The 26,760-nt window shown below is 63.7% G+C and carries 22 protein-coding genes and 1 pseudogene; 12 read left to right on the top strand and 11 right to left on the bottom strand.

Going from position 1 to position 26,760, the window contains the following annotated elements:
* Positions 1-24: 24 nt before the first annotated feature.
* Positions 25-945: a diacylglycerol kinase family protein gene (locus tag X741_RS159140; RefSeq protein WP_023776873.1), complete on the bottom strand. Its 921-nt coding sequence runs from the start codon at positions 943-945 to the stop codon at positions 25-27.
* Positions 946-1,229: 284 nt separating this feature from the next.
* On the opposite strand from X741_RS159140, the gene X741_RS159145 reads away from it, so the two are divergent.
* Positions 1,230-2,531, top strand: coding sequence for a PRC-barrel domain-containing protein (locus X741_RS159145; RefSeq protein ID WP_023776872.1), 1,302 nt, complete (start codon positions 1,230-1,232; stop codon positions 2,529-2,531).
* Between the two features lie 77 nt (positions 2,532-2,608).
* Here X741_RS159145 and X741_RS159150 read toward each other — a convergent pair whose 3' ends face one another.
* The gene (locus X741_RS159150; RefSeq protein ID WP_023776871.1) at positions 2,609-4,177 is read right to left on the bottom strand and encodes an alkaline phosphatase family protein; all 1,569 of its coding nucleotides are present in this window, start codon (positions 4,175-4,177) and stop codon (positions 2,609-2,611) included.
* Positions 4,178-4,402: 225 nt separating this feature from the next.
* On the opposite strand from X741_RS159150, the gene X741_RS159155 reads away from it, so the two are divergent.
* The 4 genes from X741_RS159155 to X741_RS159170 all read left to right on the top strand — a co-directional run bounded on the left by X741_RS159155 (position 4,403) and on the right by X741_RS159170 (position 7,463).
* Positions 4,403-5,335, top strand: coding sequence for a VOC family protein (locus X741_RS159155; protein WP_023776870.1), 933 nt, complete (start codon positions 4,403-4,405; stop codon positions 5,333-5,335).
* Between the two features lie 4 nt (positions 5,336-5,339).
* Complete coding sequence (locus X741_RS159160) at positions 5,340-5,960, top strand: alpha/beta hydrolase (protein ID WP_023776869.1); 621 nt, start codon at positions 5,340-5,342, stop codon at positions 5,958-5,960.
* A 2-nt stretch (positions 5,961-5,962) separates the two neighbouring features.
* The gene (locus tag X741_RS159165; protein WP_013892679.1) at positions 5,963-6,262 is read left to right on the top strand and encodes a GNAT family N-acetyltransferase; all 300 of its coding nucleotides are present in this window, start codon (positions 5,963-5,965) and stop codon (positions 6,260-6,262) included.
* Positions 6,263-6,404: 142 nt separating this feature from the next.
* The gene (locus X741_RS159170; protein WP_023776868.1) at positions 6,405-7,463 is read left to right on the top strand and encodes a dipeptidase; all 1,059 of its coding nucleotides are present in this window, start codon (positions 6,405-6,407) and stop codon (positions 7,461-7,463) included.
* A 5-nt stretch (positions 7,464-7,468) separates the two neighbouring features.
* Here X741_RS159170 and X741_RS159175 read toward each other — a convergent pair whose 3' ends face one another.
* The 4 genes from X741_RS159175 to X741_RS159190 are packed head-to-tail and all read right to left on the bottom strand — an operon-like array spanning position 7,469 to position 12,188.
* Complete coding sequence (locus X741_RS159175; RefSeq protein WP_023776867.1) at positions 7,469-7,726, bottom strand: hypothetical protein; 258 nt, start codon at positions 7,724-7,726, stop codon at positions 7,469-7,471.
* A gap of 2 nt (positions 7,727-7,728) precedes the next feature.
* Positions 7,729-8,964 carry an aminomethyltransferase family protein gene (locus tag X741_RS159180; protein WP_023776866.1) on the bottom strand — a complete coding sequence of 412 codons (1,236 nt, stop codon included), beginning with the start codon at positions 8,962-8,964 and terminating at the stop codon, positions 7,729-7,731.
* 52 nt (positions 8,965-9,016) lie between these two features.
* On the bottom strand, positions 9,017-10,582 hold the full coding sequence (locus X741_RS159185) for an NAD(P)/FAD-dependent oxidoreductase (protein ID WP_023776865.1): 1,566 nt from the start codon (positions 10,580-10,582) through the stop codon (positions 9,017-9,019).
* Positions 10,569-12,188 (bottom strand): NAD(P)/FAD-dependent oxidoreductase, encoded by a 1,620-nt coding sequence (locus tag X741_RS159190; protein ID WP_023776864.1) that lies wholly within the window; start codon positions 12,186-12,188, stop codon positions 10,569-10,571. Before X741_RS159190 ends, X741_RS159185 begins: the two co-directional genes overlap by 14 nt.
* 194 nt (positions 12,189-12,382) lie before the next feature.
* Between X741_RS159190 and X741_RS159195 the strand changes: the two genes are divergently transcribed.
* The 5 genes from X741_RS159195 to X741_RS159215 all read left to right on the top strand — a co-directional run bounded on the left by X741_RS159195 (position 12,383) and on the right by X741_RS159215 (position 17,494).
* Positions 12,383-13,177, top strand: coding sequence for a methyltransferase domain-containing protein (locus tag X741_RS159195; RefSeq protein ID WP_023776863.1), 795 nt, complete (start codon positions 12,383-12,385; stop codon positions 13,175-13,177).
* 27 nt (positions 13,178-13,204) lie between these two features.
* Complete coding sequence (gene betI, locus X741_RS159200; protein WP_023776862.1) at positions 13,205-13,891, top strand: transcriptional regulator BetI; 687 nt, start codon at positions 13,205-13,207, stop codon at positions 13,889-13,891.
* A gap of 25 nt (positions 13,892-13,916) precedes the next feature.
* On the top strand, positions 13,917-14,999 hold the full coding sequence (locus X741_RS159205) for an ABC transporter substrate-binding protein (protein ID WP_023776861.1): 1,083 nt from the start codon (positions 13,917-13,919) through the stop codon (positions 14,997-14,999).
* Positions 15,000-15,113: 114 nt separating this feature from the next.
* On the top strand, positions 15,114-16,187 hold the full coding sequence (locus X741_RS159210) for an extracellular solute-binding protein (protein ID WP_023776860.1): 1,074 nt from the start codon (positions 15,114-15,116) through the stop codon (positions 16,185-16,187).
* Positions 16,184-17,494, top strand: coding sequence for a flavin monoamine oxidase family protein (locus X741_RS159215; RefSeq protein WP_023776859.1), 1,311 nt, complete (start codon positions 16,184-16,186; stop codon positions 17,492-17,494). Before X741_RS159210 ends, X741_RS159215 begins: the two co-directional genes overlap by 4 nt.
* Here the strand turns inward: X741_RS159215 and X741_RS159220 are convergent.
* The 3 genes and pseudogenes from X741_RS159220 to X741_RS159225 form a co-directional block, all read right to left on the bottom strand.
* Positions 17,458-18,531: an ABC transporter ATP-binding protein gene (locus X741_RS159220; RefSeq protein ID WP_023776858.1), complete on the bottom strand. Its 1,074-nt coding sequence runs from the start codon at positions 18,529-18,531 to the stop codon at positions 17,458-17,460. The genes X741_RS159215 and X741_RS159220 overlap by 37 nt on opposite strands.
* Before the next feature lie 16 nt (positions 18,532-18,547).
* A pseudogene (locus tag X741_RS01000000166355) lies at positions 18,548-19,446 on the bottom strand (ABC transporter permease).
* Complete coding sequence (locus X741_RS159225) at positions 19,443-20,360, bottom strand: ABC transporter permease (protein ID WP_031249866.1); 918 nt, start codon at positions 20,358-20,360, stop codon at positions 19,443-19,445. Before X741_RS159225 ends, X741_RS01000000166355 begins: the two are co-directional and overlap by 4 nt.
* A gap of 408 nt (positions 20,361-20,768) precedes the next feature.
* Here X741_RS159225 and X741_RS159230 point away from each other — a divergent pair, with 408 nt between their 5' ends.
* The gene (locus tag X741_RS159230; RefSeq protein ID WP_023776857.1) at positions 20,769-22,187 is read left to right on the top strand and encodes an aminotransferase; all 1,419 of its coding nucleotides are present in this window, start codon (positions 20,769-20,771) and stop codon (positions 22,185-22,187) included.
* 196 nt (positions 22,188-22,383) lie between these two features.
* Here the strand turns inward: X741_RS159230 and X741_RS159235 are convergent, their stop codons facing one another.
* A complete protein-coding gene (locus X741_RS159235; protein WP_023776856.1) occupies positions 22,384-23,586 on the bottom strand; it encodes an aromatic ring-hydroxylating dioxygenase subunit alpha in 1,203 nt (400 codons plus the stop codon).
* A gap of 499 nt (positions 23,587-24,085) precedes the next feature.
* Between X741_RS159235 and X741_RS159240 the strand changes: the two genes are divergently transcribed.
* A complete protein-coding gene (locus X741_RS159240; protein ID WP_023776855.1) occupies positions 24,086-24,496 on the top strand; it encodes a hypothetical protein in 411 nt (136 codons plus the stop codon).
* A gap of 118 nt (positions 24,497-24,614) precedes the next feature.
* Here the strand turns inward: X741_RS159240 and X741_RS159245 are convergent, their stop codons facing one another.
* Positions 24,615-26,702 (bottom strand): PAS domain S-box protein, encoded by a 2,088-nt coding sequence (locus tag X741_RS159245; RefSeq protein ID WP_031249865.1) that lies wholly within the window; start codon positions 26,700-26,702, stop codon positions 24,615-24,617.
* Positions 26,703-26,760: the final 58 nt, after the last annotated feature.

Raw genomic sequence — 26,760 nt, 5'->3', positions numbered from 1 at the left:
TGACCGTCATCGTCCGAGATCGCATCAGGCGGCCTTTGCCTCGGCAATGCTGGCCGGCACCAGGACATTGAGCGCGCCAGGCCGGATTTCGAGCGTCGTCTCGCGGTCGAGCCTGACCAGTTCGCCATCCATCACGGCGTGGAACTTCTTACTGCCCGAGTGGATTTTCAGAACCGCCCGGTCGGCTTGGTGGATCTCGACATGCTCGTTGTCGCGCCATTTGCCACGCGCCACGTCGAAGAAGAATTTGACCAGTTCTGCACGCTGCTGCGCCACCGTGACGTAGATACCGAGCACGCCGCCAGCAGGGTTGTCGGCATAGGGCAGGTGGCCTTCGCCAAACAAATTGTTGGTAATACCGATGCCGGTGATGCGCGCCGCGATCTCGGTTTCGCCGATGCTCAACGTGACGTTCATCGCCGGCGGATTCTTGATCGTCGCCCACGCCGCCTTAGCCGAAGCCCCGATCTTTCCCAGGCGCGAACCGAATTCCATCCTTTGGCGCAACTGCACCATCCTCGCATGCATGCCGATGGAGAACTGATGGATGAAGGGCTGGCCGTTGGCCGTGGCCATGTCGACGGCGATGATTTCGCCGTCGGCGAAGGATTTCAGCGCCGCATCGAGCGACTGGGGAATGCCCAGGCCGCGTGCGAACAGGTTCATCGTGCCAGCCGGCAATATGGCAAGCGCTTTCTCCTTGCCCATCAGCCTGGCGGCCGCGGCGGAAATGGTTCCGTCACCGCCACCGGCCAACACGATATCGACGGCACGGCGCGAGACAGCGCTGTCGAGGGTTTCGACCACGTCCTTGCCGGCAACGACATCGATGCTGAGAGAATGGCCCGCGCTTTCCAGGGTCCGACGCATCCGGTCGGAAAAAGCCGCGAGGTCGGTGGTACGCAGGGTGCCACCGTCCCGGTTCAGCACCGCCGCAAATTTCATGCCCGCTCCGCTGTCTAAGACACAGTTTGGCCGGAACGTGCCCAGCCGAAGGCTGAAACGCAGCGAAGCGGGAAAGGTTCCGGCGGCGCCGGAATCCGCGGTTGCATCCAGTGGGGTTGCCCCGCATTTCGCCTCAGCTTTTCATCACGAACGCCGCGCGCTTTTTGTCGGAACAACAGCATGCTCACGACGTTGTGAATTGTAGAAATGCCGTGCTCGGCGACGGTCAAAACCCGGCGCGGCGTGTACGCAATGATGCACTCAGGCACGCAGGAGAGATGATCATGATCCGCACCCTTTTAGCTTCGACCGCACTCGCAGCGATGGCCGCGACCGGCGCCTTTGCGCAGACCGAGGCAAGCCCGGGACCGGCCACACCTTCCGTCCAGCAGCCCGCCGCTGGTTCGGCGATACGCGCCGAAGGTAGCATCGTCACCAACATCATCGGCGAATCCGTCTATAACGGCCCAGGTGACGACGCCGAAAATATCGGCAAGGTCACCGATGTCGTCTTCGACAAGGATGGCATGACGAAATCCGTCGTCATCGGCGTCGGCGGCTTTCTCGGTGTCGGAACGAAGAATGTCGCCTTCGACTACGACAAGCTGCAATGGGCCGAGAAGAATGGCGACCGCTGGCTGATAGCCAAGACAACCAAGGACGAGTTGAAGGCCCATCCGGAGTTCGACAGCAAGCCTTATGAACCCGCGCCAGCGCCTACGGCTTCCAACGCGGCAGCACCCGCGGCAACCGATACGGCACAGGCACCTGCCGCCGCTCCGGCCGAGCCGGTAAAGCGCGCCGATGGCAATCTTGCCACCAACATCATCGGTGAGACCGTCTACAACGGCACCGGAGATGACGCCCAGAACATCGGCGAGGTCAATGACATCGTGCTGTCCAAGGAAGGCAAGGCCGAGTCCCTGGTCATCGGGGTAGGCGGGTTCCTGGGCCTCGGGGCCAAGAACGTGACCTATGACTTCAGCAAGGCAAAGTGGGCCGAGAAGAACGGTGACCGCTGGCTGGTCGCGCAGACCACCAAGGAAGAGCTGCAGGCGCAACCGGATTTCAACCGCAAGGCCTATGATCCTGTGCCGGCGACGACGGCATCCAATGCGCCGGCTGCAACCGCTCCGGCCACGGCGCCCTCCGCCACCACCGCACCTGCCGCCGCTCCCGCAGACAAGACCGCCGAGGCTCCCGCGGCTACGGCTCCCGATCAGACACAGACCGCAGCCATCGACAAGTCGTCGCTGACCCCCATGCCCATCGGTGAGATCAGGGTCGACGACCTTAAGGGCACAACCGTCTACGGCGCCGATGACGCCAAGGTCGGTGAGATCGGCGATGTGGTGCTGACCCCGGACAAAAAACCGGACGCGGTCATCGTCGACGTCGGCGGCTTCCTTGGCATAGGCTCGAAGGAAGTGGCTGTCGGCATGGATAATTTGAAATTCATGACCGACAAGAACGGCAAGAAGTACCTCTACACGACGTTCACCAAGAAACAGCTGGAGGCGCAAACTGCCTACGACAAGGGCAGCTATGCCGAAAAGCGCGACCAGCAGCGGATGGTTGTACGATAGGCAGTAGGGCGGTAGGGCAGTAGGGCGGTAGGGCGGTAGGGCGGTAGGGTGCCAAGTCGGCGCCGGCCATGTCGCCCTTACTGCCCTACTCCCTTATTGCCCTCACTCACATACCCCACCACACCATTGTCCGTCAGCTCCGCCAGCGCCAGCGACTGGTCGAGATGTTCGGCACGCCAGGCGAGAAGCCGCTCGGCGAATTCCAGACGGGTGGACAGATGTGCAGGGCTGGTGGCGAGATTGGTCAGTTCGCCAGGGTCTGCCTCGACGTTGAAGAGCAAGGGTGGCAAGCCGCCGCCAAAATGCACGTATTTGAATTTTTTGGTGCGGATGACGGCCAGGTTGCATTGGCGCGAGGCAATGCCGAAATGCCGCTCGGCTTCCCCGTCCGCGATCGAGCGGAAATCGAACTCCCAATGCGCGGCGTCGCGCCAGACAGCCGGCGTTCCGCCGCTCAGGAATGGTTTCAGCGAACATCCGTCGAGATGCGGTTCAGGGGCTTCGCCAAGCAGATCCATGAGCGTGGGCAAGATGTCGACCGCTTCGGTGAAGCGATCGACCGAACTGCCGGCGGCCTTGCGATGTCGTGGATCGCGAATGATCAGCGGGATGTGATAGCTGCCGTCGAAGTAGCCGCCCTTGCCCAGCATGAAATGGTCGCCCATCATCTCGGCGTGGTCCGAGGTCAGCACGATGACGGTGTCGTTCCACGCACCCGCGGCCTTGACTGCTTGCCAGACGCGGCCGAGCTGCGCGTCCATCTCCGCGATCATGCCGTAGTAGATCGCGCGGATCTGGCGGAAATCATCCTCGCTCCAGTCGTGCACTTTGCCTACAGCGCCGGGGCGGAACCTCGCGCGTTTCTGCCCGCCAAGATCATAGGCGAGATAGGGATGGCTCTGCGCTTCAGCCCGCCAGCTCTCCGCGCGGTGAAAGGCCGGGCCTTCGGCTGGATCGTATAGCGTGTTGTACGGCTCCGGCACGATGAAGGGTGGGTGCGGGCTGATGAAGGAGAGATGCGCGAACCAGGGCGCAGCCTGCTCCTGCTCGCCGAGCCAGCGGATGAACTCACCGGTAAGGAAAGCCGTCGGCGTATGGTCTTTCGAATAGGCTGGCGGCGCCTCCGTCACTGCGTCGGCGTGGTCTTCCAGGGGACGATGGATGCCGGGCGATCCGGCGCTGACATCGATGCCCTGCTGCTTCAACCAGGAGAGCCATTGCTTCTGATGCTCGGGCAGCAGCTGGCGCACTGTGAAACCCGGCAGCACGCCTTCGTAGCTCTGCAGCCTTGGGTCGCCTGGCGCCAGCAAGCGCGGATCGAGCGAGACGTCGGTGTAGCCGAACAGCGTCGGGTCGTAGCCCAGGCTGCGCGCATGCAGCGCAATGTTGCCGTGGCGAGCGTCGAGCGGCGTGCCGTTGCGGCAGACGCGATTGTTCATCTGGTAGAGGCCGGTGTAGAGGCAGGCGCGGGCCGGCGAGCAAGGTGCGGCGCCGCCATAGTGGCGCTTGAACAGCACGCCTTCGGCGGCCAGCGCATCGGCATTCGGCGTCCTCACCACGGGATGGCCGGCGGCCGAGAGGCTATCGCCGCGCCACTGGTCGCAGGTAATCAGGAGAACGTTGGGGCGCCTGCCTGTTCCAGCCACGTGTTATACCTTTCGCTGCATGTTCGAACGCCGCTCATGGAACCGATTTCCGGTAGCGGCGCAAGACCGCTTCTGTGAGTCGATTGGTGAACAAATATCTTTCGATTGTTCACTTTTGCAGCACAGTCCATTCTGTGTTTGCCGCCTTTGCCACAAACGGTGGTGTCCTCATATTGGCGTGGACAGCGGCGAGGGCCGCACTGATACCAAGGGAAGGAGCAGACAATGCTCGATCAGATCAGGGGCCTGCACCACGTCACCTCGATGGCCAGGGATGCAAGGCAGAACAATGATTTCTTCACCCACAAGCTCGGCCTGCGCCGGGTCAAGAAAACCGTCAATTTCGATGCGCCCGACGTCTACCATCTCTATTATGGCGACGAGGTCGGCACGCCCGGTTCGGTGATGACTTATTTCCCGTTTCCCAACATCGGCAAGGGCCGTCGCGGCGTCGGCGAAGTCGGCACCACGGTTTATTCCGTGCCGCAGGGCACGCTCGCCTATTGGGAAAAGCGCTTTGCCGATGAAGGCGTGACCGACGTCTCGCGCGAGGAGAGCTTCGGTGAGAAGCGGATCAGGTTTGATGGCCCCGACGGCGACGGTTTCGCGCTGGTCGAGGACAAGGCCGACAGCCGTGCGCCCTGGGCCAAGGGCGGCATTCCCGCCGACGAGGCGATCCGTGGCTTTCACTCGGTCGCGCTCAGGCTGAAGGATGGCGGCGCCACCGAGGAGCTCTTGAAGTTCATGGGCTACGAGGAAGTCGAGAAATCGGGCACGATCAGCCGGCTGGCGCTGAAGAACGGCAACGGCGCCGATGTCGTCGACATCGAATCGCTGCCGACGGCGGCCTTCGCCGATCTTGGCGCCGGCTCCGTCCACCATGTCGCCTTCGCCGTCGAGAACCGCGCCAAGCAGCTCGAAGTGCGCAAAGCGTTGATGGACACCGGCTATGGGGTGACGCCGGTGATCGACCGCGACTATTTCTGGGCGATCTATTTCCGCACACCGGGCGGTGTGCTGTTCGAAGTCGCCACCAACGAACCGGGTTTCGACAGGGATGAGGATACCGCTCATCTCGGGGAGGCGCTGAAGCTGCCGGCGCAGCACCAGCACCTCAGACCCTATCTGGAACAGCATCTGCAGAAACTGGAAGGCTGATGCCATGAGCAAGGACGCCTACATCCACAAGGTGCTGCCCGGCTCGCCCGGCGGTCCGCTGCTCTTCGTCTTCCACGGCACGGGAGGCGACGAGAGCCAGCTTGTCTCACTGGGGCGCGATCTCGCGCCTCAGGCCACCATCATCTCGCCGCGTGGCGATGTGTCCGAACAAGGCGCGACGCGCTTCTTCCGCCGTACCGGAGAGGGCGTCTACGACATGGACGATTTGGCGCGGGCGACGGACAAGGTGGCCGGCTTCGTCAAGGCGCATGTCGAGGCTGCGAAGCCATCGGCGGTGTTTGGCCTCGGCTATTCCAACGGCGCCAACATCCTGGCCTCGGTGATGTTTGCCGCACCAGAGCAGTTCGATGCCACCGTGCTGATGCATCCGCTGATCCCGTTCGAACCACAGGTCAACGGCAGCCTCGCCGGCCGTCACATCTTGGTGACCGCCGGCAAGCGCGATCCGATCTGCCCGCCGAACCTGACAACACGGCTCGAAGCCTATTTGCGTGCCGACGGCGCCGATGTCACAGTGGAGTGGCACGATGGCGGGCACGAGGTGCGGCCGAACGAAATCGAGGCGGCCCGGCGGTTTTTTGCCGGCGCCGCGCAAGGAGTCTAGAGATGCCCGACCAACTGCCTGAGATCGAACTGGAGGATCGCGGCTCCAAGGGTCGCTATGTCTTGCGCGGCCCCGGTGGCGCCGAGGCCGAGATGACCTTCACCAAGATCGGCGAGCACCAGATCATCATCGATCACACAGAAGTGCCGGACGTCTTTCGCGGCCAGGGTGCCGGGCTTCGGCTCGTGACCCGCGCCGTCGAGGACGCACGTGCGGCGGGCAAGAAGATCATTCCGCTTTGTCCGTTCGCCAACGCCCAGTTCCGCCGGCATAAGGAATGGGCCGACGTGCTGAAGCAATAGGATCGGACAGGCGGGTGATCAGCTGCGCGGGGACAAAAGGTCAGCCGCCGGCACGGCTTTGTAATTTGCGCGGGTAGCACATCGTGCCTAAGTGGGTATGATAATCGCTCCCGCGCCGACAAACGAACCGAATGATCCCCCAATGACCGCATCCGACCTCGTCCCCGTCTTCGACGGCCATAACGACACGCTGCTCAGGCTGTATCAGTCCAAGGACACGGACGTCGAAAAGCTGTTTAGCGAGGGGAAATCGGGCGGCCACATCGATCTGCCGCGCGCCAAGGCCGGCGGCTTTGCCGGCGGCATGTTCGCCATCTTCCCGCCGCCGGTCGAGAAAGCCAGGCGCAGCGCCGTACCCTCGGCACCGAGCGACAGCGAGCCTTTGCCTCCGGAAGTCCCGCGCACCGATGCGCTCAACTCGACGATCGCGATGGCCTCGATCCTGTTTCGGCTGGAACGGGCCGGAGCGCTTGCCGTTTGCCGCAGCGCCGCCGATGTCCGCGACGCCATGGCGCGCGAGACGATCGCGGCGGTGTTCCACATCGAAGGCGTCGAGGCGATCGATCCCGAACTCACCATGCTCGACGTGCTGCATGCCGCGGGCCTGCGTTCGCTCGGTATCGTCTGGAGCCGGCCGAATGCCTTTGGCCATGGCGTACCATTCCGCTTTCCTTCTTCGCCCGACACCGGGCCCGGGCTGACCGATGCCGGCAAGGCGCTGGTCAAGGCCTGCAACGAGCTGAAGATCATGATCGACCTCTCGCATCTCAACGAGAAAGGCTTTCGCGACGTGGTTGGGCTTAGTGATGCACCGCTGGTTGCCACGCACTCCAACGTGCATGCGATCTGCGGCCATTCGCGCAACCTCACCGACTGGCAGCTCGGCGCGATCCGCGAGTCCGGTGGCATGGTCGGGCTGAACTTTGCCACCGGATTCCTGCGCGAGGACGGCCGCATGAATGCCGACACCAGCCTTGATATCATGGTGCGCCATGTCGATTCCCTGCTGCAGGCCTTGGGCGAGGATGGCGTCGGTCTCGGCTCGGATTTCGATGGCGCCATGATCCCGGCAGTCATCGGAGATGTGGCCGGCCTGCCGAAGCTGATCGATGCGCTGGCCGCGCGCGGCTTCGGGCGGGCGCTGATCGAGAAGATCGCTTACCGCAACTGGCTGAGCATGCTTGAAAAAACGATAGGCTGAACGACCTATTCGAAGCCGATGCGCTTCAGCCAGTCCTTGCCGACGCCACGATCCCTGATGATCGGCAGCGGGTTTTCCGAATCGAGCCTTGCGCAGATGCGATAGACTTCGAGCGTCTCGGCGCTCATCTCGCCGCGTTTGTAGAAGTACATGGCGGCGGCATAGCGCGTGCGGCCCGACCATTTCTCGCCGAGCGGCGTGTTGACCAGCTCCCACTGCTCGGCGGCTTCCGCATCTTCTTGCTCGCCTGTCTCGTCGGCCACGGTCAGAAATCCGCCGGCGGATTGGCAGTGCGGCGGTCGAGTTTTATGAAGGGCCGCGCCACCACCTTGGCCCGCTTCATCAGCTTTTGGTACTGCAGCTCGCGCATGGCGTAGATCTCGACCCACAGGTCCTCCACGACAGTATCACCGTAGGGCCGCGCCAGCGAGGCGACGGCGATGTTGCGCTTGGCCATCGGCGACCACATGGCGGCGCTGACCAGACCGACCTCCTGGCTTTTCTTGTGGTAGACGATGGCGTGTTCGGCCGGGACGTTGCCTTCGATCTCCAGCCCGACCAGCACATGGCGGAGCTTGCGTTTGGCGCGGGCCTCGAGAATGGCGCGGCGGCCGTTGAAATGGCCCTTTTTTGGATCGATCATGAAGCCGAGCCCGATCTCGTCCGGCATGCGCAAGCGGTCGGCGCGAATGGCGTGCTCGGCTGTGGTGAAGTCCGCATTGGCGACGATCAGCCCGGCCTCGAGCCGCGAACGATTGAGTGCGGTGTAGCCGATGGCGCGGATGCCGCGCGGTTCGCCCGCCGCCATCAGCCGGTCCCAGAGGCTCAGCGCTCTGTCGGCCGGCACGAACAGTTCGTAGCCGAGATCGCCGGTGAAGCCGGTGCGCGAAATGCTGACGGTACCGCCGTCATGGGGAAAATCGGCGAGGTCAAAGACCTTCAGTTTCTCGACGCCGACGAACCCGGCATCGCGCAGGACGGCGAAGGAGGTCGGCCCTTGCAGCGCAAGGCCGGCGACGGCCTCGGTTTCTTCCTCGACCGTAACGCTGAAGCCAATGGCGCTGTCGAGAAGCCAGGGCAGATGCCGCTCCTGCGAACAGAGCCGGAAGCGTGTCGGCGAAAGCCGGAACAGCGTGCCGTCATCGAGGACGAAACCCGCGTCGTCGCACCACGCCGTATAGTGGACGCGGCCGGGCTTGAGTTTCGTAACGTCGCGCAAGGTGACGCGGCTGAGGAAAGCTTCGGCGTCCGGCCCTTCGATCCGGTATTTGGTCATCGGCGAAATGTCGAACAGCGCCGCCTGGCTGCGGATGGCGAAATATTCGAGCTCCTCGTCCCACAGTGAATGCGGCGCGCGGTAGCCTGCCCAATTGTACCAGTCCTGGGTCTTGGCCAGCGCGTCGAGGCGCGGCTGGAACGGTGTGCCGAGGCGCAGCGTGCGGAAATGGGATTGCGCGGCGATGCGATCGGCGGATGGGGTGATGGTGGGTTGATGGTTCATGATGGCGATCCTTCGCCGTAGGGCTGGACTTCCGTGAATAGAAAAATCATGCTCACCCCCTCATCGCAATAATACGCCGCGCGGCATTGAGCCCAGGTGCCCCGGAGACACCGCCGCCAGGATGCGAGCCGGCGCCGGCCAGGAACAGACCGTCGACCGGGGTGTCGTAGCCCGACCAGCCGGAGACGGGACGCGAGATCAGCATCTGGTCGGCCTGCAGTTCGCCGTGGTGCCAGTGGCCGCCCGGCATGCGGTAACGCGCCTCGATGTCGGCCGGTGTCAGAAGCTCGGCATGGACAACGCTCTTGCCGATGCGAGGGGCATAGGTATCGAGCTGCGTCATGATAGCCTCAAGGAAGTTCGGCTTGCCGGCAGCCCAGCCTTCCCTCAACGCGTAGGGCGCATATTGCACCACCGCCGACAGCACGCAGCCGCCATCCGGCGCGAGCGACGGATCGGCGAGGCTGGGCAGCGTGATCTCCATCACCGGCTCGGGCGAGAACGCGCCATATTTGGACGGGTTGAAGGCGCGCTCGACATGATCGGGCGAGGGCGCGATGACGAGGCGGCCCTTGTGGCCGGCGGCATCGACGCTGGTGAATTGCGGCGGCCGGTCGAGCGCCAGATTGAGCTTGGCCGCATCGCCCGTCATGCGGATGTTCTTCACCTTGCGCACGAAGCCGGTGTCGATCTGGCGCGGGCCGACAAGATCGAGGAAGGTGGTCGCCGGGTTGATGGCGGAGACGATTGTTCTGGCGCGCAGCTCTTCGCCATTGGCGAGCGCGACACCGACGGCGCGGCCGTTCTCGACAATGATTTTTGCGACCGGAACCGATGTGCGGATTGTCACGCCGGCCTTCTCCGCCGCAGCGCCGATGGCGGCGACGACCGCGCCCATGCCGCCTTGCGGCAGCATCTGCGCGCCGGCCGCCCCGCCGGTCTCGCCGGCCAGGCGATAGTAGAGCCCAAGCAGCGAAGTCGGCGAGCGTGGACCGAGATGGCTGCCGAGCGTCGCGTCGAAGGCAAGCAGGCCTTTCAGCTTGATATCGGTAAGCTGTTCGTCAAGCAGGTCGGCGACGTTCATCAACAGCACGCGCAGGAAATCACGCATGTCTTCCTTGCCGAGCTTCTTCAGCGCCAGCGCGGCCTGGCCGAGGGCAGCGGTCTCCAGCAGCGACATGCCGGCAAGATCGGGCGGTCGGCGGGAGAGGAACGGTTTCAATATGCCGGCATAGCGCAGCAGCTGCGCGCGCAATTCCTTCCAGGCCGATTGCTCGGAGGAACTGGCGCCGGTCAGCACCTCGCCATAGGCGCCATGCAGGACAAGTGGCGGGCCATCCCTGGACAGAGCAACCGAGGGCATGAAGTCGGCGCGCAGGATTCTTAGCCCGTGCTTCTCCAGCTCCAGCGTTGTTATCACGTCGGGATGCAGCCGGTTAAGCAGATGAGCGACTGACGAGACGCGAAAGCCGGGCGCGAATTCCTCGGTGCGCGCGGCGCCGCCGATCTCGGCTCCGGCTTCCAGCACCAGCACGTTGCGGCCGGCCTTCGCCAGCGTGGCGGCGGCGACGAGGCCGTTGTGGCCGCCGCCGATGACGATTGCATCAAATGACGTCATGGGCCGGGCTCATATGCAAGGTCGATTTGGCGAGATCGCGCAGGATTTCCGCCGCCGCGTTGCGGCCGGGCGCACCCATCACGCCGCCGCCCGGATGGGTGGAGGAGCCGCACATGTAGAGGCCACCGAGCGGCGAACGGTATTGCGCGTAGCCGGGCACCGGGCGGTTGAACAGAAGCTGGTCGAAGGTCAGTTCGCCCTGGAAAATGTTGCCTTCGGTGAGGCCGACCTCGGCCTCGATCTCACGCGGCGTGCGCACCTCCATGTGGACGATGCGGTCGCGGAAACCCGGCGAGTACTCGGCGATCTGGGCGATCACGCTTTCGGCGAAGCCGTCGCGATCGGCGTCGGTCCAGTCGCGGCCATTCACCTTCGGCGGCGCATACTGCACGAAACAGCTCATGAAGTGCTTGCCAGGGGGAGCCATGGTCGGGTCAAGCGTTGTCGGGATCACCATGTCGAGGAACGGGTCGGCCGACCAGCGACCGGCCTTCCAATCGTCATAGGCGCGCTCCATACGCTCCATCGAATCGGTGAAATGCATGTCGCCGCGATAGACCGGCGAATCTTTCGGCAAAGCCGGGAATTCCGGCAGCGAATCGAGCGCGATGTTGACCTTGCCGGAGGAGCCGCGGATCTTGAAGTTCTTCACCCGGCGCAGGAAAATGTCGGGCAGCTCCTTTTCCTCGACCAGCTTGAGGAAAGTGCGCTTCACATCGGCGTTGGAGACGACGAGCTTGCCGTAAATCTCCTCGCCTCCGGCCAGTACCACGCCCTTGGCCTTGCCTCGGTTCACCAGCACGTGGTCGACCTCGGCGCCGGTGCGGATGGTGCCGCCCGAGGCCCTGAACGAAGCGGCCAGCGCCTTGGTCACCGCACCCATGCCGCCGCGCGCATAGCCCCAGGCGCCGACCGAGCCGTCGACCTCGCCCATATAGTGGTGCAGCAGCACGTAAGCCGTACCCGGCGACATGGGCCCGAGCGCGGTGCCGATGATGCCGGACAAAGCGAAGTTGGCCTTGATGACATCGGTCTCGAAATATTCGTCCAGGAATTCCGAGATCGACATGGTCCAGAACCGCAGCGTCAGCGCCATTTCTTCCGCCGACAGACCGGCGAATTTCTTGCCGAGATAGAGCAGCTCGCCGAGGTCGCGCGGCTTGAGGCTGGTCGGGTCGGGCGCGGTGCGCATCAACAGCGGCTGGATGAAGCGGCACTGCCGCGTCACATCGCGGGCGTAGCGGTCATAGGCCTCGGCGTCGCGTTTGGAGAAGCGGGCGAATTCGCGCCGATGGGCATCGTGGTCGCGGTAGTTGGCGAGATAGTCGCCGTCACGGGTGAACACCGCGCCACCTTCGTAGGAGATGACCTGCAGGCCGAAGCGCGGCAGTTCCAGGTCCCGCATGATCTCGGGACGGAACAGCGAGCAGACATAGGAGCAGTTGGAATAGAGGAAGCCCGGGGTCAACTCGCGGCTGGTGGCGGCGCCGCCGACCCAGTCGTTCTTCTCGACCAACAACACGTCGAGCCCGGCGCGCTGCAGATAGCAGGCGTTGACCAGCCCGTTGTGTCCGCCGCCGATGATGATCGCATCCCAAGCTTTCATTTTGGCCCAATTCTCACGTGCGACCCGCTGTTCATTTTTGCGTGATCTGTTCCCGATTGCGCGGAATTTGGCATGGCATCCGCCATTCTGTCCAGCCATACTGAATGAATGTTCAACAAATGATGTTGCGTTTTCCTTCGCATGCGCTACGCTTTGCCGACGTTCGAAACGGGCATTCATCGATTGGGGATCGAATGATCGAAACGGCAGATGCCGAGCCGGAGTATGACGACACCGCCATCCGCTTCCTCGAGGCGCTGTGGGGCGATGGCTACCTGTCGCCAGGTGGACCCGAGGAGGTCGACCGGGTGGTCCAAGGTCTTTCGCTTGAGGGCAGGACGATCCTCGATATCGGCTGCGGCTCGGGCGGCATCACGCTGCATCTGGTCGAGCGCCAAGGCGCCGTCCATGCCACCGGTTTCGATGTCGAACAGCCGGTGATCGAGGCGGCCCGACGGCGAGCCGCCGCGCGCGGGCTCACGGAGCGCGCCAGCTTCATCCAGGCGCCACCGGGACCGCTGCCTTTCGCCGATCGCTCCTTCGATGTCGTTTTTTCCAAGGACGCGCTGCTGCATGTGCCGGACAAGGACGCGCTGTTCGCCGAGATATTCCGCGTGCTGAAGCCCGGCGGTGTCTTCGCGGCCTCCAACTGGATGATTGGGCATGACGGCGAACCGTCACCCGAGATGAAGGCGTATGTCGCCACCGAGGGCCTGTCCTTCGCCATGGCATCGCCGGCGCGCTATGCACAGGCGATGCGCCGTGCAGGCTTTGCCGATGTCACCATCAGGGACCGCAATCCCTGGTATCGCGAGGTGGCGCGGGGCGAGCTGGAAAGGCTGAAAGGACCACTCTATGCGCCAGTCGCAGCCGTGGTCGGCGCGGCCTATGTCGACAAGAACATCGCGACCTGGGAAGCCATGCAGAAGGTGCTTGACAGTGGCGAGCACCGTCCCACTCATCTGCGCGGTTGGAAGCCGGCTGGATAGCCGGCAATGCTGGAGACCGTCACACCCATGAAGACTGCAGAGGCGAGCGACGCTCTCTCCGAAACGGCGCGTAAAGGCGATGCCGAAAAGCGCGGCCGCAAGGCCTCGAAAGAGGTCCGGCGGCTGCAGCTGATCGAGGCGACGATCGATTCGCTGGCCAAGCGCGGCTACGCCGAGACGACGATGGCCGATGTCGCCGATGGCGCGGGCCTCTCGCGAGGCATCGTCAACTTCCATTTCGAGAGCAAGGAAAAGCTGCTGATCGCGACGCTGCAGCATATGTATGACGAGTATTCGGCGCATTGGCGCGCCTCCCTGCAGAAGGCAGGCGACGATCCGGCGCGGCAGCTGCAGCAGCTGGTGTGGGCCGATTTCGACCGCTCGATCTGCAACAAGCGCAAGCTCGCAGCCTGGCTGGCCTTTTGGGGCGAGGCCAAGTCGCGGCCGACCTATCAGGCGCTGAGCAGTTCGCGCGACAACTATTACCAGCAGGTCTTCATCGACCTTTGCACGACGCTCAAGCACAGCGGCTCCTATGCCTATGAACCGCAGGCCATGGCGCTGGCGCTGTCGGCCATGCTGGAAGGCCTGTGGCTGCGGCTGATGATGGGAACAGAGGACACTACCCGCGAAACCGCCCTGCTGGCGGCCAACGAATTCCTGTCGGCGGCTTTCCCGAAGCACTACCCGCTGAAAGGCGCGACCAAAGCATAAGAAGACCACAGAGGATGGAACAGCAATGAAGACATTGACGAGACGCCTGACACTGACGCTCGCGCTGGCGGGAACGCTGGCGGCCTCGGCCGCCGCATTGGCGATCGCCGCCGACAAGGATCTGGTCGTGTTCGACTGGTCTGGTTATGAAGACCCCAGCTTCCACCCGAAATATGTCGAGAAGAACGGCGATTCGCCGACCTTCGCCTTCTTCGGCGACGAGGATGAGGCCTTCGAGAAGGTGCGCTCCGGCTTCAAGGCCGACCTCGGCCACCCCTGCTCTCAGAGCGTGACGAAATGGCGTGAGGCCGGCCTGCTGCAGCCGCTCGACACGTCGAAGATCACCGGCTGGAAAGACCTCAATCCCGGCATCATGGCGATGAAGAACCTTGCCACGACCGATGACGGCAAGGCGTGGTTCATGCCCTGGGACTGGGGCAACACGCAGCTGACCTACAATTCCTCCAAGATCGACGAGAAGGACGTCCAGTCGCTGAAGGCGTTTGCCGATCCGAAGTTCAAGGGACGGGTGTCGATCGGTGACAATGTCGACGATGCCTATGCGCTGGCGAGCCTTGCCATCGGTGTCAAGGACTGGACCAAGATGACAGACGACCAGTTCAAGCAGGCGTCCGACTTCCTGCGCCAGGTGCACAAGAACGTGCGCTCCTACTGGACCGACACCACCGACGTCGTTCAACTGCTGAGCGGCGGCGAGGTCGACCTTGCCTGGGCCTGGAACGATGCGACGGTGCAGTCGGTCGCGGCCGGCGTGCCGATCAAGTCGAAGAAGGACACCAGTGAGGGTATCTCGACCTGGGTCTGCGGCTATGTGCTGTTCAAGGATGCGCCCGGCAATATCGACAAGGCCTATGACTATCTGAACGCCGTCAACGATCCTGAGACAGCCAAGGTGCTGGTCAAGGACTGGGGCTACGGCCAGGCCAACGCCAAGGGGATGGCGGGCGTCGATCAGGCGATCCTGAAGGAAAAGGGCTATGACGACGTGCAGAAATTCATCGACAAGACCCTGTTCCAGTCGCCGGTTCCCTCGGATCTCAAGCTCAAGATGATCGCTGAGTTCGAGAAGATCAAAGCCGGCTACTGAGCCGGTTTCGGCTCTCCGTCCACGCGCCGGGATGGCGGGTGGACGGGCTCGCCAAGAGAGCCGAATTCTCCTAACCTCGCAGCAGCAGCTTTTTTCGCGATGGGGGAGTTTGCCATGACGTCAGTGCTACGCCGCCTTGCCCTTGCCACTGTCTGCATGGGCACCGGCGCGGTCCATGCCCTCGCCGAAGGCGGTGGCGATCTCGTGGTGTTCGACTGGTCGGGCTATGAGGATCCGTTGCTGCACCCGGCCTACACGACCAAATATGGCGCCGAGCCTACCTTCGCTTTCTTCGGCGACGAGGACGAGGCCTTCGAGAAGATGCGGGCGGGCTTCAAGGCCGACATCGCCCATCCCTGCTCGCAAAGCGTGGTCAAGTGGCGCGAGGCCGGCATGCTGCAGCCGCTCGACACCTCCCGGATCGCGGGCTGGAAGGATCTCAATCCCGGCATCATGGCGATGAAGGACCTTGCAGTCACCGCCGATGGCAAGGCCTGGTTCATGCCCTTCGACTGGGGCAACACGTCGTTGCTCTACCGCACCGACAAGGTAACGGCCGACGAGGCGCAGTCGCTCAGGATATTCGCCGACCCGAAATATAGGGGCCGTGTCACCATCGGTGACAATGTCGACGACGCCTATGCGCTGGCAAGCCTGGTCATCGGGCTGAAGGACTGGACCAAGATGACCGATGCGCAGTTCCAGGAGGCGTCGGCCTTCCTGCGCGATGTGCACAAGAACATCCGTTTCTACTGGACCGACGACACCGATCTCAACCAGGCCTTCATCGGCAATGAGGTCGATCTCGTCTGGGGCTGGAATGAGACCTATGTGACGCTCAAGGGGCAGGGCCTGCCGATCGCCATGAACCGCGACAGCAAGGAAGGCATTTCCACCTGGGTGTGCGGCTATGTGGTGATGAAGGATGCGCCGGGCAAGCTGGATGAGGCCTATGACTTCCTGAACGCGGTCAACGCTCCCGCTGTTTCGGACTATCTGGTCAAGACCTTCGGCTATGGCCACGGCAACGGCGCCGGCATGGCCGCGATCGACCACAGGGTGCTGACCGACCGCGGCTTCGACAATCTCGACAAGTTTCTCGACAAGACGCTGTTCCAGCAGCCGGTGGCGCCGGAACTGAAGCAACGCATGGTCGCCGAGTTCGAGAAGATCAAGGCCGGCTATTGACGAGCGAATTGGAAAGCACCGATGTCATCATCGTCGGCGCCGGTTTCACCGGCCTGTCGGCAGCGCTCGAGCTGAAGAAGGCCGGCATCGATTTCCTGCTGCTGGAAGCACGCGACCGCGTCGGCGGCAGGGTCGAAGCTGCTCGCAACGGGCTTGGCGAACGGATCGACAGTGGCGGACAGTTTTTCTGCGAAGACATGCCGGAAGTGACGACGCTGGCCGCGGCGCGCGGCAAGGCCTTCGTCGAAACCTATGTGAATGGCGATTTCATCAGCCATCCGTCGATGTCGATCGAAGAGGCCGAGCGAACCTACCATGGTGCGATGGCGATCCGCGAGCGGATGAACAGGATCGATCCCGACGATGCCTCGATTGCCGGACTGACCGTCGCCGACTGGCTTGCCCGCCAGCACGATCCGGCCGATGCCAGGGTGGCCTTCCGTTCGATGATCGAAGGCCTGTGGTGCCTGGCGCTAGACCATGTGCCGCTCTGGCATCTGATCGACAATGACCGGCGCATCACCAACGAGGTGCCGGAGCTGCAGTATTTCCTGCGCGACACCATGCAATCGCTGGCCGACGATCTGGCGGGCGATCTAGGCGGCAAGGTGCGGCTCGGTGAACCGGTCACGCGCGTCGAGCACGGTCCGCAAGGGGTTCGTGTCATCTCGGCCAGCGGCGCCATAGAGGCGCGACAAGTGCTGGTCGCGCTGCCGCCGGCGACGGCCGCGAAGCTCGATTTCGCGCCTGCCTTGCCGGCGGTGCTCAACAAGGCGCTTGGCGTGTGGGAAAGCGGCGCGGTGATCAAGATCCTGGTGCGTTATGCCAGGCCGTTCTGGCGTGATCGCGACTTGTGCGGCATGGTGATGTGGCGCGACCTGCCGGGACTGTTTGCCTGCGACGCCAGCAAGGATGTCGACCACGCCGCGCTCGTCGTGTTCATTGGCGGCCCGCTGGCGCTGCGCTGGCGGGATCTTGGCGAGCCTAGGCTGCGCGCGGAAGTCACCGCCCGCCTGGAGGCAGCCCTCGGCCCGGATGCCGGCGCCGTCATCGATTTCAGTTGGCGAGACTGGACACATGACCGCTGGAGCGGCGGCGCCTATAGCGATCTCGTCGTCGACGTGACGGCGAGGGACGCCGAGCGAACGATCCTTGCCGGTGCACCACCGGTGCATTTCGCCGCGTCGGAACTGTCGCCGTCATTTCCGGGCTATGTCGAGGGCGCGATCGTGGCGGGGCGCATCGCTGCCACGAAGATCGCGGCCGCGCTTCAGTCCGACATCGCCACCAGGGCCTCGGGGTCGTAGGCGAGGCGGATCGGGGTGCCGACCGGAATGTCATCGGCACCGAAATCGTTGGTCTCGGTCACCGACAGCGGCTTTTCCAGGCCCGGTATCTCGACGATCAGATGGGTGATCTCACCGAAATAGTGGCGCTCGACCACCTTGCCGGCGACCTCGAACTTCGCGGTTGCGTTGTCCCACAGCACGCGCAGGCGCTCCGGCCTGATACCCAGCGTGGCGCCGCCGCCATTGCGCACGAAAGCCTTCGGCTTGTCGGTCTTGACGCGGCCGAAGCCCAGCGTGTCGACGACCAGCGAGGCACCGTTCTCCTCGACGATCTCGGCCTTGACGAAGTTCATGCCGCCGAGGAAGTCGGCGACCTGGCGGTTGACCGGCCGCTGGTAGATTTCCTTCGGCGAGGCGACCTGCGCGATCCTGCCGCCGAACATCACGGCGATGCGGTCGGACATGGCGAGCGCCTCATACTGGTCGTGGGTGACCAGCACGAAGGTGATGCCGACCGCCTGCTGCAGGCGGCGCAGTTCGACCTGCATCTGCTCGCGCAGCTTCTTGTCGAGCGCCGACAGCGGCTCGTCAAGCAAGAGCACCTTGGGCCGCATCACCAGCGCGCGGGCGAGCGCCACGCGCTGCCGCTGGCCGCCGGAGAGTTCGGTGGCAAGCCGCTTGCCGAGCCCGGTCAGCGACACCTGCGCCAGCGCTTCCTCGACGCGGCGCTTCTCCTCGCCGCCTTGCAGCCTCAGCCGCTTCAGCCCGTAGGCGACGTTCTGCTCGACATTGAGATGCGGGAAGATCGCGTAGCTCTGGAACACCATGTTGGTCGGCCGGCGGTTGGCCGGGATGCCTTCCATCGGCTGGCCGCCGACCGCGATCGAACCGCTGGTCGGATTGTCGAAGCCGGCGATCATGCGCAGCAGCGTGGTCTTGCCGCAGCCGGACGGGCCGAGCAGCGAGAAGAACTCGCCTTCCCTGATGGTCAGCGAAGCATCGTCCAGCGCCTTGAATGCTCCATAGCTGCGGGTGACGTTGCGGATCTCGATCATGGATCGCTGCGCCTGCTCAGGCATAAAGGCCTCCCTCGTTCTGGGTGCGTCTGGCCGCGCGCCGACGCAGGATTTCGGCGATTGTCATCAGCAGGAAGGAGGCAACCAGAAGCAGCGTGCCCAATGCCAGCACGCCCGGCAGCTTCGCCGCGAAGCGCAACTGGCCCCAGATGTAGATCGGCAGCGTCGCTTCGGTGCCGGTCAGGAAGAAAGCGATGATGAATTCGTCGAGCGAGATGGTGAAGCAGACCAGCAGGCTGGAGATGATGGCCGGCGCCACCATCGGCAGCGTCACCCGCCGGAAGGTGCCGAAGGCGCTTTCGCCGAGATCGGCGGAGGCTTCCTCCAGGCTGCGGTCGAAGCCTTCGAAGCCGGAGGTCAGCACCGTCATCGAATAGGGAATGCAGATCAACACGTGGCCGAGCACCACGGTGAACAGCGAGAGGCTCAAACCGAGTTGCAGCATCACCAGCAGCATCGAGATGGCGACGATCACTTCGGGCAGCACCAGCGGTGCCATGATCAGGCCGTTGATGGTGCGGCGGCCGGGATAGCGGTAGCGGGTGATCGAGCGGGCGGCGAGGATGCCGAGCANATCAGGCCGTTGATGGTGCGGCGGCCGGGATAGCGGTAGCGGGTGATCGAGCGGGCGGCGAGGATGCCGAGCACCGTGGCGAGAACCGAGGCGCAGACGCCGACCTTCAGGCTGTTCCAGGCGGCGTCGAGCAGGGCCGGGGTGTTGGGCAGATCCTCATACCATTTCAGCGTAAAGCCGGAGAGCGGAAACTTCGGCGTCGCTGCCGTGTTGATCGAGAAGATCGGCAGGAAGATTACGGGCAGATAGAGGAAGGCGACATAGAGGAAGGCATAGGCGGACAGCCAGCCGCTGGACAGGAAGCGCCGCACCGCCGTCATCGTGCCAGCCTCTGCAGCGCCCGAATGACCAGCACCGTGGCCCCGGCCATCAGCGTCACGATCACCATGGTGGTAACGGAAAGGGCGGCGCCCAGCGGCCAGTTGGAAGCCTTGCCGAACTGCGCCTGGATGGCGTTGGCGATCATGACGCCGTCCTTGCCGCCGACGAGCTTGGGCGTGACATAGTCGCCGACGGTCGGGATCATGACGATCAGCGCCGCCGAGATGACGCCCGGCGCCGACAGCGGCAAGGTCACGCGCAGGAACGAACGCAGCGGACCGTCGCCGAGGTCGGTCGCCGCCTCGACCAGCGTGCGGTCGACCTTTTCCAGCGAGACGAAGATCGGCAGGATGGCGAAGGCCGCCCAGGCATGGGTCAGCGTGATGATGACGGCGCTCGAATTGTAGAGCAGCGCGGTCGACGGCTCGTCGATGATGCCGAGGCCCATCAAGCCGGAATTCAAGACTCCGTTGTAGCCGAGAATGACCTTCCACGACATCACGCGCAGGAGATAGCTGGTCCAGAACGGGATGGTGATCAGGAACAGCCAGAGGCTCTTGTGACGGCCGCCATGGAAGGAAATGAAATAGGCGATCGGGTAGGCCAGGACGACGGTGAACAGGCTGACCGTCAGCGAGATGTAGAGCGAGCGCCACAACAGATCGCGGTAGATCGGCTCGGTCAGCGCGACGCGGTAGTTCTCCAGCGTGAAGGTGCGGTCGATGGTCAGGTAGTGCTGCGTCCAGAAGGAGTGGGCGATGACCACCAGGATCGGCAGGACCAGCAGGATCAGCGCGTAGAGAAAGGTCGGACTGATCAGCGCAAAGCCCTGTACGGGTTCGGATTGCAGAAGGGCATTTCGTCTGGCTCGCGTCATGCGCAACGGAGGCGCCCCTTCCGCGGCCGCCGTCATTGCCAGACTCCAGGGGGCCAGACTCCGGGGAGCCAGACTCCGGGGAGCCAGACTCCGGGGAACAAGACTCCGGGGAACAAGACTCCGGAGGGCAGGGCTCCGGGTGTGATCTCGGTTGCTGGCCTGGACTGTCCCGCCATGCGGCATCCCATTGTGCTGGCGCCGGCTGTGTTCCCATTTTGGTTTCGGAGCGCGATCGGACGCAAAACCGGTGACCACTTTTGCTGATCGCGTTCCTAGCTTGCCGGCTTTCTTTCATCATGCGCGCATCCGCCGATTGAAATCAAGCGCTATTTCTGAAATATTGATTGAATGGACATTCAAAATCAGGTGAAGAAAGCCGCCATTTCCGGCATTTCCGCCGATTTCAAGTCCGAGAAAAGATTGACAGGCGGTATGGAGGCGACGATGGCGGCGGTGAGAGACCTGAAGGCGACTGAAATGGCGGCGCATGGCGGCGATGATGCGATCGAACTGGGCAAGCGCCACCTCATCCAGCCTTGGCCGTATGCCGGTTCCGTCGGTGCCGAAGCGCGCGCGCTGATCGGCGAGGCCGACGGGATCTACATTACCGACAGCACCGGCAAGCGGCTGATCGATGGGCCTGCCGGCATGTGGTGCGTCAATGTCGGCCACCGCCGCGAGGAACTGGCCCGGACGATGTACGACCAGGCGATGGCGCTGTCCTACAACACGCCGTGGTACACGATGAACGCGCCGTCGGCGGAGCTTGCGATGCGCATCGCCGGCCATGCGCCCGGCGATCTCAGCCACGTCTTCTACACCACCGGCGGCTCTTCGGCCGTCGAGACGGCGCTGCGCTTCATGCAGTTCTACAACAATGTGCGCGGCCGGCCGGAAAAGAAGCTGATCCTGAGCAGGGGCGGCGCCTATCACGGCTCGACCTATCTGTCGGCCTCGCTCAACGGCCGCCCGCGCGACCGCGACTGGATGGACGGCGCCGACGAACTGGTGATCAAGCTGTCGTCGCCCGATGCGTTCCGTCGCCCGCACGGCATGAGCCTTGCCGCTTTCACCGATTTCCTGGTCGACCAGTTCCGCGATACCATCGCCCGCGTCGGCGCCGACAAGATCGGCGCTTTCGTCGGCGAGCCGGTGCAGGCCTCCGGCGGCGTCGTCGTGCCGCCTGACGGCTATCTCAAGCGCATCCGCGAGATCTGCCGCGACAACGATATCCTCTATGTCTCCGACGAGGTGGTGACGGGTTTCGGCCGGCTCGGCCATGTTTTTGCCTCGGGCGACGTGTTCGGCATCGATCCCGACATGATCACCTTCGCCAAGGGCGTCACCTCGGGCTATTTCCCGCTCGGCGGCGTCATCATCTCGGAACGGCTGCTGGAGGAACTGCGCCGCTCGAACCATCCCGACGCCCTGTTCGGCCATGGCCTGACCTACACCAGCCATCCCGTCGGCTGCGCGGTGGCGCTGAAAAACCTCGACCTGCTGGAACAGGGCGTGCTTGCGCACACGCAGGCGGTCGCGCCCTATTTCCAGGCGCAGTTGAAGACACTGGAAGAGCTGCCGCTGGTCGGCGAGGTTCGTGGCGTCGGGCTGATGGGCTGCGTCGAATGCGTCGCCGACCGCGAAAGCAAGGACCCGCTGCAGCTCGACAAGGATGTCGGCAAACGCATCGACGCGCACTGCCACGAGCTCGGCCTGCTGGTGCGGCCGCTGATCAATATGTGCGTGATGTCGCCGCCGCTGATCATTTCGCGAGAGCAGATCGACGACATGGTCGCCATCCTGCGCGAAGGCATTTCGCGCACCATGGACGATCTCAGGAAAGAGGGCGTGTGGCGGGGGTGAGGCTTGTCCCTTCTCCCCGTTTCACGGGGCGAGGGTGCCAGCAGGAGGATGAGAGGCGGCGCCAGCGTTGGCGATTGTTCGCATCCGCATCTCGTTGCCTACCCGATGCAATTCCGCAAAGCTGCCCTTCACCTGCCTGCCGGCATCCCCTTCCCGTAGACCGGGCGAGAGGGACGCTCGCTTCGCGGTCAGCATCTTACGAACGCGACCTGAGCGCGTCGTTCAAGTTCCACATGTCCTTCTCCTCCGGCGCTGTCTCCAGGCCCAGCACCGGCAGCATCTTGCGCAGGTGGTCGTGGTGGGTGCGCACGCCATATTCGAGGTCGGAGAGGTAAAACCCCTCGAAGGCTTCGGACAGCATGGATTCGTTCGACCACACCGAGAGCTGCACGTCTTCCGACATGGTGTCGCGGTCGATGCGGAAGGAGAGGTAGCGGGCGGCGGCCTGCTCGCGGCTCTCGTCGCGGTAGCGGTAGATGGCGCCGCGCAGCAGCGTCTGCCCGGTCGATAGCGGAAACTCCTGGTAGAACTGCACCGATTCCGGCATCACCGAGATGACCGCATTGGGGAAGATGCCGTAATAGACCCAGGCCTTCTTCAGATAGTCGGGCAGATGCGTCGGCTCGGGCGCGATCTTGACGTAGTTCCGGACGCTCCAGCGGCGGCCGGCATGCGGGTTGTAGGTGGCGAAGGAGCGCGACACGCCGTTGATGAACGGCTCGTCGAAATAGGTCGCGCCATAAAGATCCTGCAAGGCAGGATGGGCCATGGCGACATGATAGCCTTCATTGTCGACATCGCGCACCGACTTCCAGTTGACCGGCGTCTTCTGGGCCCAGATGCCCCAGGAGGGCACCATGTCGGCGGCCTTGTAGTGCGCGAATTCGGGCTCGATCGGCTTCATCAGCTCGGCGACCGAAGGCTGCGGCCCGCCATTGCGGAAACGGATGAAGATGAAACCCATCCAGATTTCGAGATCGAGCTGCATCAGTCCGAACTCGGTCTTGTCGAGATCGGGGAAAGAGCGCGGGCGCGCGGCGCCGCGCAGCGTGCCGTCGAGATTGTAGACCCAGCCATGGAACGGGCACACCAGCGCGTTCTTGCAATTGCCCTGGCTGTCGGCGACGACGCGGCTGCCGCGATGGCGGCACATGTTGTTGAAGCCGCGCACCACGCCATCCTTGCCGCGCACGATCAAGGCGCGCTCGCCGACCACGTCCATGGTCAGATAGTCGCCGGCGTCGGGTACGTCGGAGACATGTCCGACGATCTGCCAGTGGTTGCGAAAGACATGCTCCTTCTCAAGCTCGAGAAGGGCATTGGAATGGTAACTCCAGCCCGGTAGTCCCCGCCGGTCCCAATCGTTGGGGATCGCCACGTCACGGAGGTGCGGGTTCATAAAAAGTCTCTTCTTTTTGTTGAATAGCCATTCAATAAAAGCATATTTTGCATTGAAATGCAATGGCTTGCGAAAATCGTCCGGATTTCTCACTGAAATTCGAGCGCCGTTTCCGGTTGAATCCGATCGGGCTGTTGGCGGGGAAAGTCCCGGAGAATCCGGGTGTTAGTGATGGTTTCCAAGGTGCCGTCCCTGCTCGATTCCGCATGGCGTGCCGACGGACGAACAAGGCTTGTCGCGAGGGATCAAAATGGCCTCGGCGCCTCGCCGGCGCTGTCCGCGCTGCAGCGGCACCCGGGGAGGGATCGGGCCCGAAACCGGCGGCGCGAACCTTTGTTCGACGAGCGTGCGGGCTGGGTTGTGACCGTTTTTGCCCGATTTTGCCCGGAACCATGTTTCGTTTCGGTTACATTGCCAGGCTCGCGTCACCTTTGCGCCGTTACAAAGTGCGGCTAGGTTCGTTTCATCACCAAAAAGAAACTCAGCGAAGGGGAAGGCAATGTATGCGAAAGTCGAGACCATCAGCAGCGACCACCGCCTTGAGGCTCCACAGCGCGCTGACCGCCGCCCGAAACTGGCGTTACGCCAACGCGCCAGCGACCACCCGATGGCCATGTTCATGGGGCTGGCTGCTTGCGCCTTCCTCGGCATGGCGCTTACGCCGACGGTCGGGCCGGCTTTCGCTTCGCTGAACCCGCCGGCCAACGCCATCGATGGCGCGCCGACAACCATCAAGACCGCGCGCCTGCCGATGCGCGCAATCGACTTCGCCTGCAAGGGCCAGTCCTGGGGCGCCGAGAGCGTGGATTGCCTGCGCGCCATTGCCCAGCAGTCCGGTACGCACAAGAACCGCGCCATCCGCATGATCGCCAACGCCGCACCGTTGACCGACACGCCGAACGTTTTCTGATTTCCGTCGAGGCATGATCCCGAACCGGTTCCCTCTCGGGATCGTGTCCTGACCTCCCCGAGCGCTCCTCCAGCGCTCCATTCGGCTCCCGCGGCGCAATCCGCCGGGGGCCACTTTTTTATCCTTTGACCGTCGCCTGTTCGGCAATGGCGGACAGCACGCTGCGCACATCGAGCGTGCTGAACGGCTTTTCGAGGATCTGCGGCCGCTGCTGCGCCGGCAAGGCTTCGATCTCCGCTTTCGCACCGATCAGGTCGCCGGTGACCAGCACGAAACGCCGCGCCAGATCAGGCCTTTCGGCCAGCAGTTCGCGATAGATGGCGATGCCGCTGATGCCAGGCATGCGCAGGTCCGAAAACACGATGTCCGGCGGCATGTAGCCGCTCAAGGTGGCGGCGCCCGATTCCCAGACGAGCGCGACCCGCGACTTGATGCCCATCAATTCGAGAATGTCGGACAGCGATCCGGCGACGTCGGGCTCGTCGTCGATGATCAGGGCATGGCGCAGGCCACTCGAGCGCGGCTGGTTCTCGCCGGCGGCAGCGATGCCGGCTTCAATGGCCGGCAGCTGGACGACGAAACGCGCGCCTCTCGGCAACACTTCCTCGAACCAGACATTGCCATTGTGCCGCTCGATGATCGACTTCGAGATCGACAGGCCAATACCGGTGCCGACGCCAACTGGCTTGGTGGTGAAATAAGATTCGAAGATGCGGGAGCGGATGGCTTCTGGCACACCGGGCCCGTTGTCCTCGACCGAAAAGCCGGGTTTGCCCAGGTCGCCGCGGAACGTCCGTACCTTGATCAGCCGGTCGCCGGCGACACCGGCCAGCGCATGCTGGCTGTTGATGAGGAAATTCGCCGCCACCTGCGTCACGTGGTCGGCATCGGCCATGGCCAGCAGCGGGCCAGCGGCAAAATCCGTGTCGATGATGATGCCGCTCGATCGTGCGCCATAGGCGGTGACCTCGAGAGCGGCGCGGATCACCTGGTTGAGGTCGGTTTCGGCCTGTGCCGCCGGATGAAGGCGGACCATCGACAGGAAGCTCTTGACGATGCGCCCGCAGCGCTCGGCGGCGGCGCGGACTTTCTCGGCACGAACCTTGGTCTGGGGGTCGGAAGCGAATTCGTGCAGCAGCGTCGATTGCGCGACCACCACCGCCAGCGGGTTGTTGAGCTCGTGCGAGACGCCGGCCAGCAGCGAGCCCATCGCCGCCATCTTCTCGTTCTGGTGCAGCTTTTCGCGCTGCCGGTTGATTTCCTCCTCGGCGCGCAGCCGGTCGCGCAGGTCGCGGATCGAGCCGAAGATCAGGCGACGGTCGCCGACGCGCATCTCGGTCGCCGTCAGCTCGATCGGAAACACCTCGCCGGCGGCATTCTGCGTCACCGTTTCCAGCCGCTGGCCGACCATCGGCGCGCCGCGCCCCGACATGTAGTCGGCGCCCGAGGCATAGCCCTTGCGGTAGTATTCCGGCACGACGGTGTCGAGCAGATCCTTGCCGAGGATGTCGCTGCGCTGGAAGCCGAACATCTTTTCGGCGGCCGGATTGAATTCGATGATCGATCCGGCCTCGTCGATGACGATGATGGCATCCAGGGAGGCCTGCAGCATCGTGCGGCGGATGACCTCGCTGGCATGGGCGTCGGAGAGCGAATGTTCGATGGCGTCGCCGATGGCGAGCGCGATGATATGCAGCGTCGCCTCTTCCTCGTCGGTCCACTCGCGCTCGTCGACGCAGTCATTGACCGCCAGCGTGCCCCACAGATGGCCATGCGCGAAGACGGACACGGACAGGAACGACTTGATGTTCTGCTTTTCGAAGTCGGTCCTCAGGAAACCCTCGAGATCGCGCGTGTGTCCGGCGAAGATCTTGCCCTGGCGTTCGTCCTCGGCCACCCGCTCCAGCAGCGGATCCGAATTGACGATCGACTGCATGATGACGGTCGGCGCCGCCAGCTCTCCGCCGAAGTCGGGATCGATCCAATAGGCGGCGACCGACTGGGCAAAACCCTGGCCGGGCAGTTCGCGCAAGCGGAACAGGATGCCGCGCTGGCATTCGATGGCGCGGCACAGCGTTTCCAGTATGCCGTCCATTTCGCGCTGCCAGTCGCCGGCCTCGCGCAGCCGGCGAACCACGCGCACGGCCGCCATCGCCGCGCCCTGCCTGAGCCCTTGCATATCCGTGCTTGCTGTTTCAGCGGTCATCGTCAGCCGTTATTCCCAAGTCCTGCCAATTCGCTCGGCCCAATTCGCTCGGCGAGCC

The sequence above is a fragment of the Mesorhizobium sp. LNHC221B00 genome (genome assembly GCF_000502935.1).
GTDB classification, from domain to species: Bacteria; Pseudomonadota; Alphaproteobacteria; order Rhizobiales; family Rhizobiaceae; genus Mesorhizobium; species Mesorhizobium opportunistum.
This window is presented reverse-complemented; position numbering and strand designations above follow the sequence as displayed.

What these genes read in the sequence shown, in the direction of transcription:
- X741_RS159165 (WP_013892679.1), top strand. Translation starts at nt 5,963, where the DNA reads ATGCCCGACCAACTGCCTGAGATCGAACTGGAGGATCGCGGCTCCAAG.
- X741_RS159160 (WP_023776869.1), top strand. Translation starts at nt 5,340, where the DNA reads ATGAGCAAGGACGCCTACATCCACAAGGTGCTGCCCGGCTCGCCCGGC.
- X741_RS159230 (WP_023776857.1), top strand. Translation starts at nt 20,769, where the DNA reads ATGGCGGCGGTGAGAGACCTGAAGGCGACTGAAATGGCGGCGCATGGC.
- X741_RS159170 (WP_023776868.1), top strand. Translation starts at nt 6,405, where the DNA reads ATGACCGCATCCGACCTCGTCCCCGTCTTCGACGGCCATAACGACACG.
- X741_RS159240 (WP_023776855.1), top strand. Translation starts at nt 24,086, where the DNA reads ATGTATGCGAAAGTCGAGACCATCAGCAGCGACCACCGCCTTGAGGCT.
- X741_RS159235 (WP_023776856.1), bottom strand. Translation starts at nt 23,586, where the DNA reads ATGAACCCGCACCTCCGTGACGTGGCGATCCCCAACGATTGGGACCGG.
- X741_RS159205 (WP_023776861.1), top strand. Translation starts at nt 13,917, where the DNA reads ATGAAGACATTGACGAGACGCCTGACACTGACGCTCGCGCTGGCGGGA.
- X741_RS159140 (WP_023776873.1), bottom strand. Translation starts at nt 945, where the DNA reads ATGAAATTTGCGGCGGTGCTGAACCGGGACGGTGGCACCCTGCGTACC.
- X741_RS159180 (WP_023776866.1), bottom strand. Translation starts at nt 8,964, where the DNA reads ATGAACCATCAACCCACCATCACCCCATCCGCCGATCGCATCGCCGCG.
- betI (WP_023776862.1), top strand. Translation starts at nt 13,205, where the DNA reads ATGAAGACTGCAGAGGCGAGCGACGCTCTCTCCGAAACGGCGCGTAAA.
- X741_RS159220 (WP_023776858.1), bottom strand. Translation starts at nt 18,531, where the DNA reads ATGATCGAGATCCGCAACGTCACCCGCAGCTATGGAGCATTCAAGGCG.
- X741_RS159225 (WP_031249866.1), bottom strand. Translation starts at nt 20,360, where the DNA reads ATGACGGCGGCCGCGGAAGGGGCGCCTCCGTTGCGCATGACGCGAGCC.
- X741_RS159155 (WP_023776870.1), top strand. Translation starts at nt 4,403, where the DNA reads ATGCTCGATCAGATCAGGGGCCTGCACCACGTCACCTCGATGGCCAGG.
- X741_RS159245 (WP_031249865.1), bottom strand. Translation starts at nt 26,702, where the DNA reads ATGACCGCTGAAACAGCAAGCACGGATATGCAAGGGCTCAGGCAGGGC.
- X741_RS159145 (WP_023776872.1), top strand. Translation starts at nt 1,230, where the DNA reads ATGATCCGCACCCTTTTAGCTTCGACCGCACTCGCAGCGATGGCCGCG.
- X741_RS159195 (WP_023776863.1), top strand. Translation starts at nt 12,383, where the DNA reads ATGATCGAAACGGCAGATGCCGAGCCGGAGTATGACGACACCGCCATC.
- X741_RS159190 (WP_023776864.1), bottom strand. Translation starts at nt 12,188, where the DNA reads ATGAAAGCTTGGGATGCGATCATCATCGGCGGCGGACACAACGGGCTG.
- X741_RS159210 (WP_023776860.1), top strand. Translation starts at nt 15,114, where the DNA reads ATGACGTCAGTGCTACGCCGCCTTGCCCTTGCCACTGTCTGCATGGGC.
- X741_RS159185 (WP_023776865.1), bottom strand. Translation starts at nt 10,582, where the DNA reads ATGACGTCATTTGATGCAATCGTCATCGGCGGCGGCCACAACGGCCTC.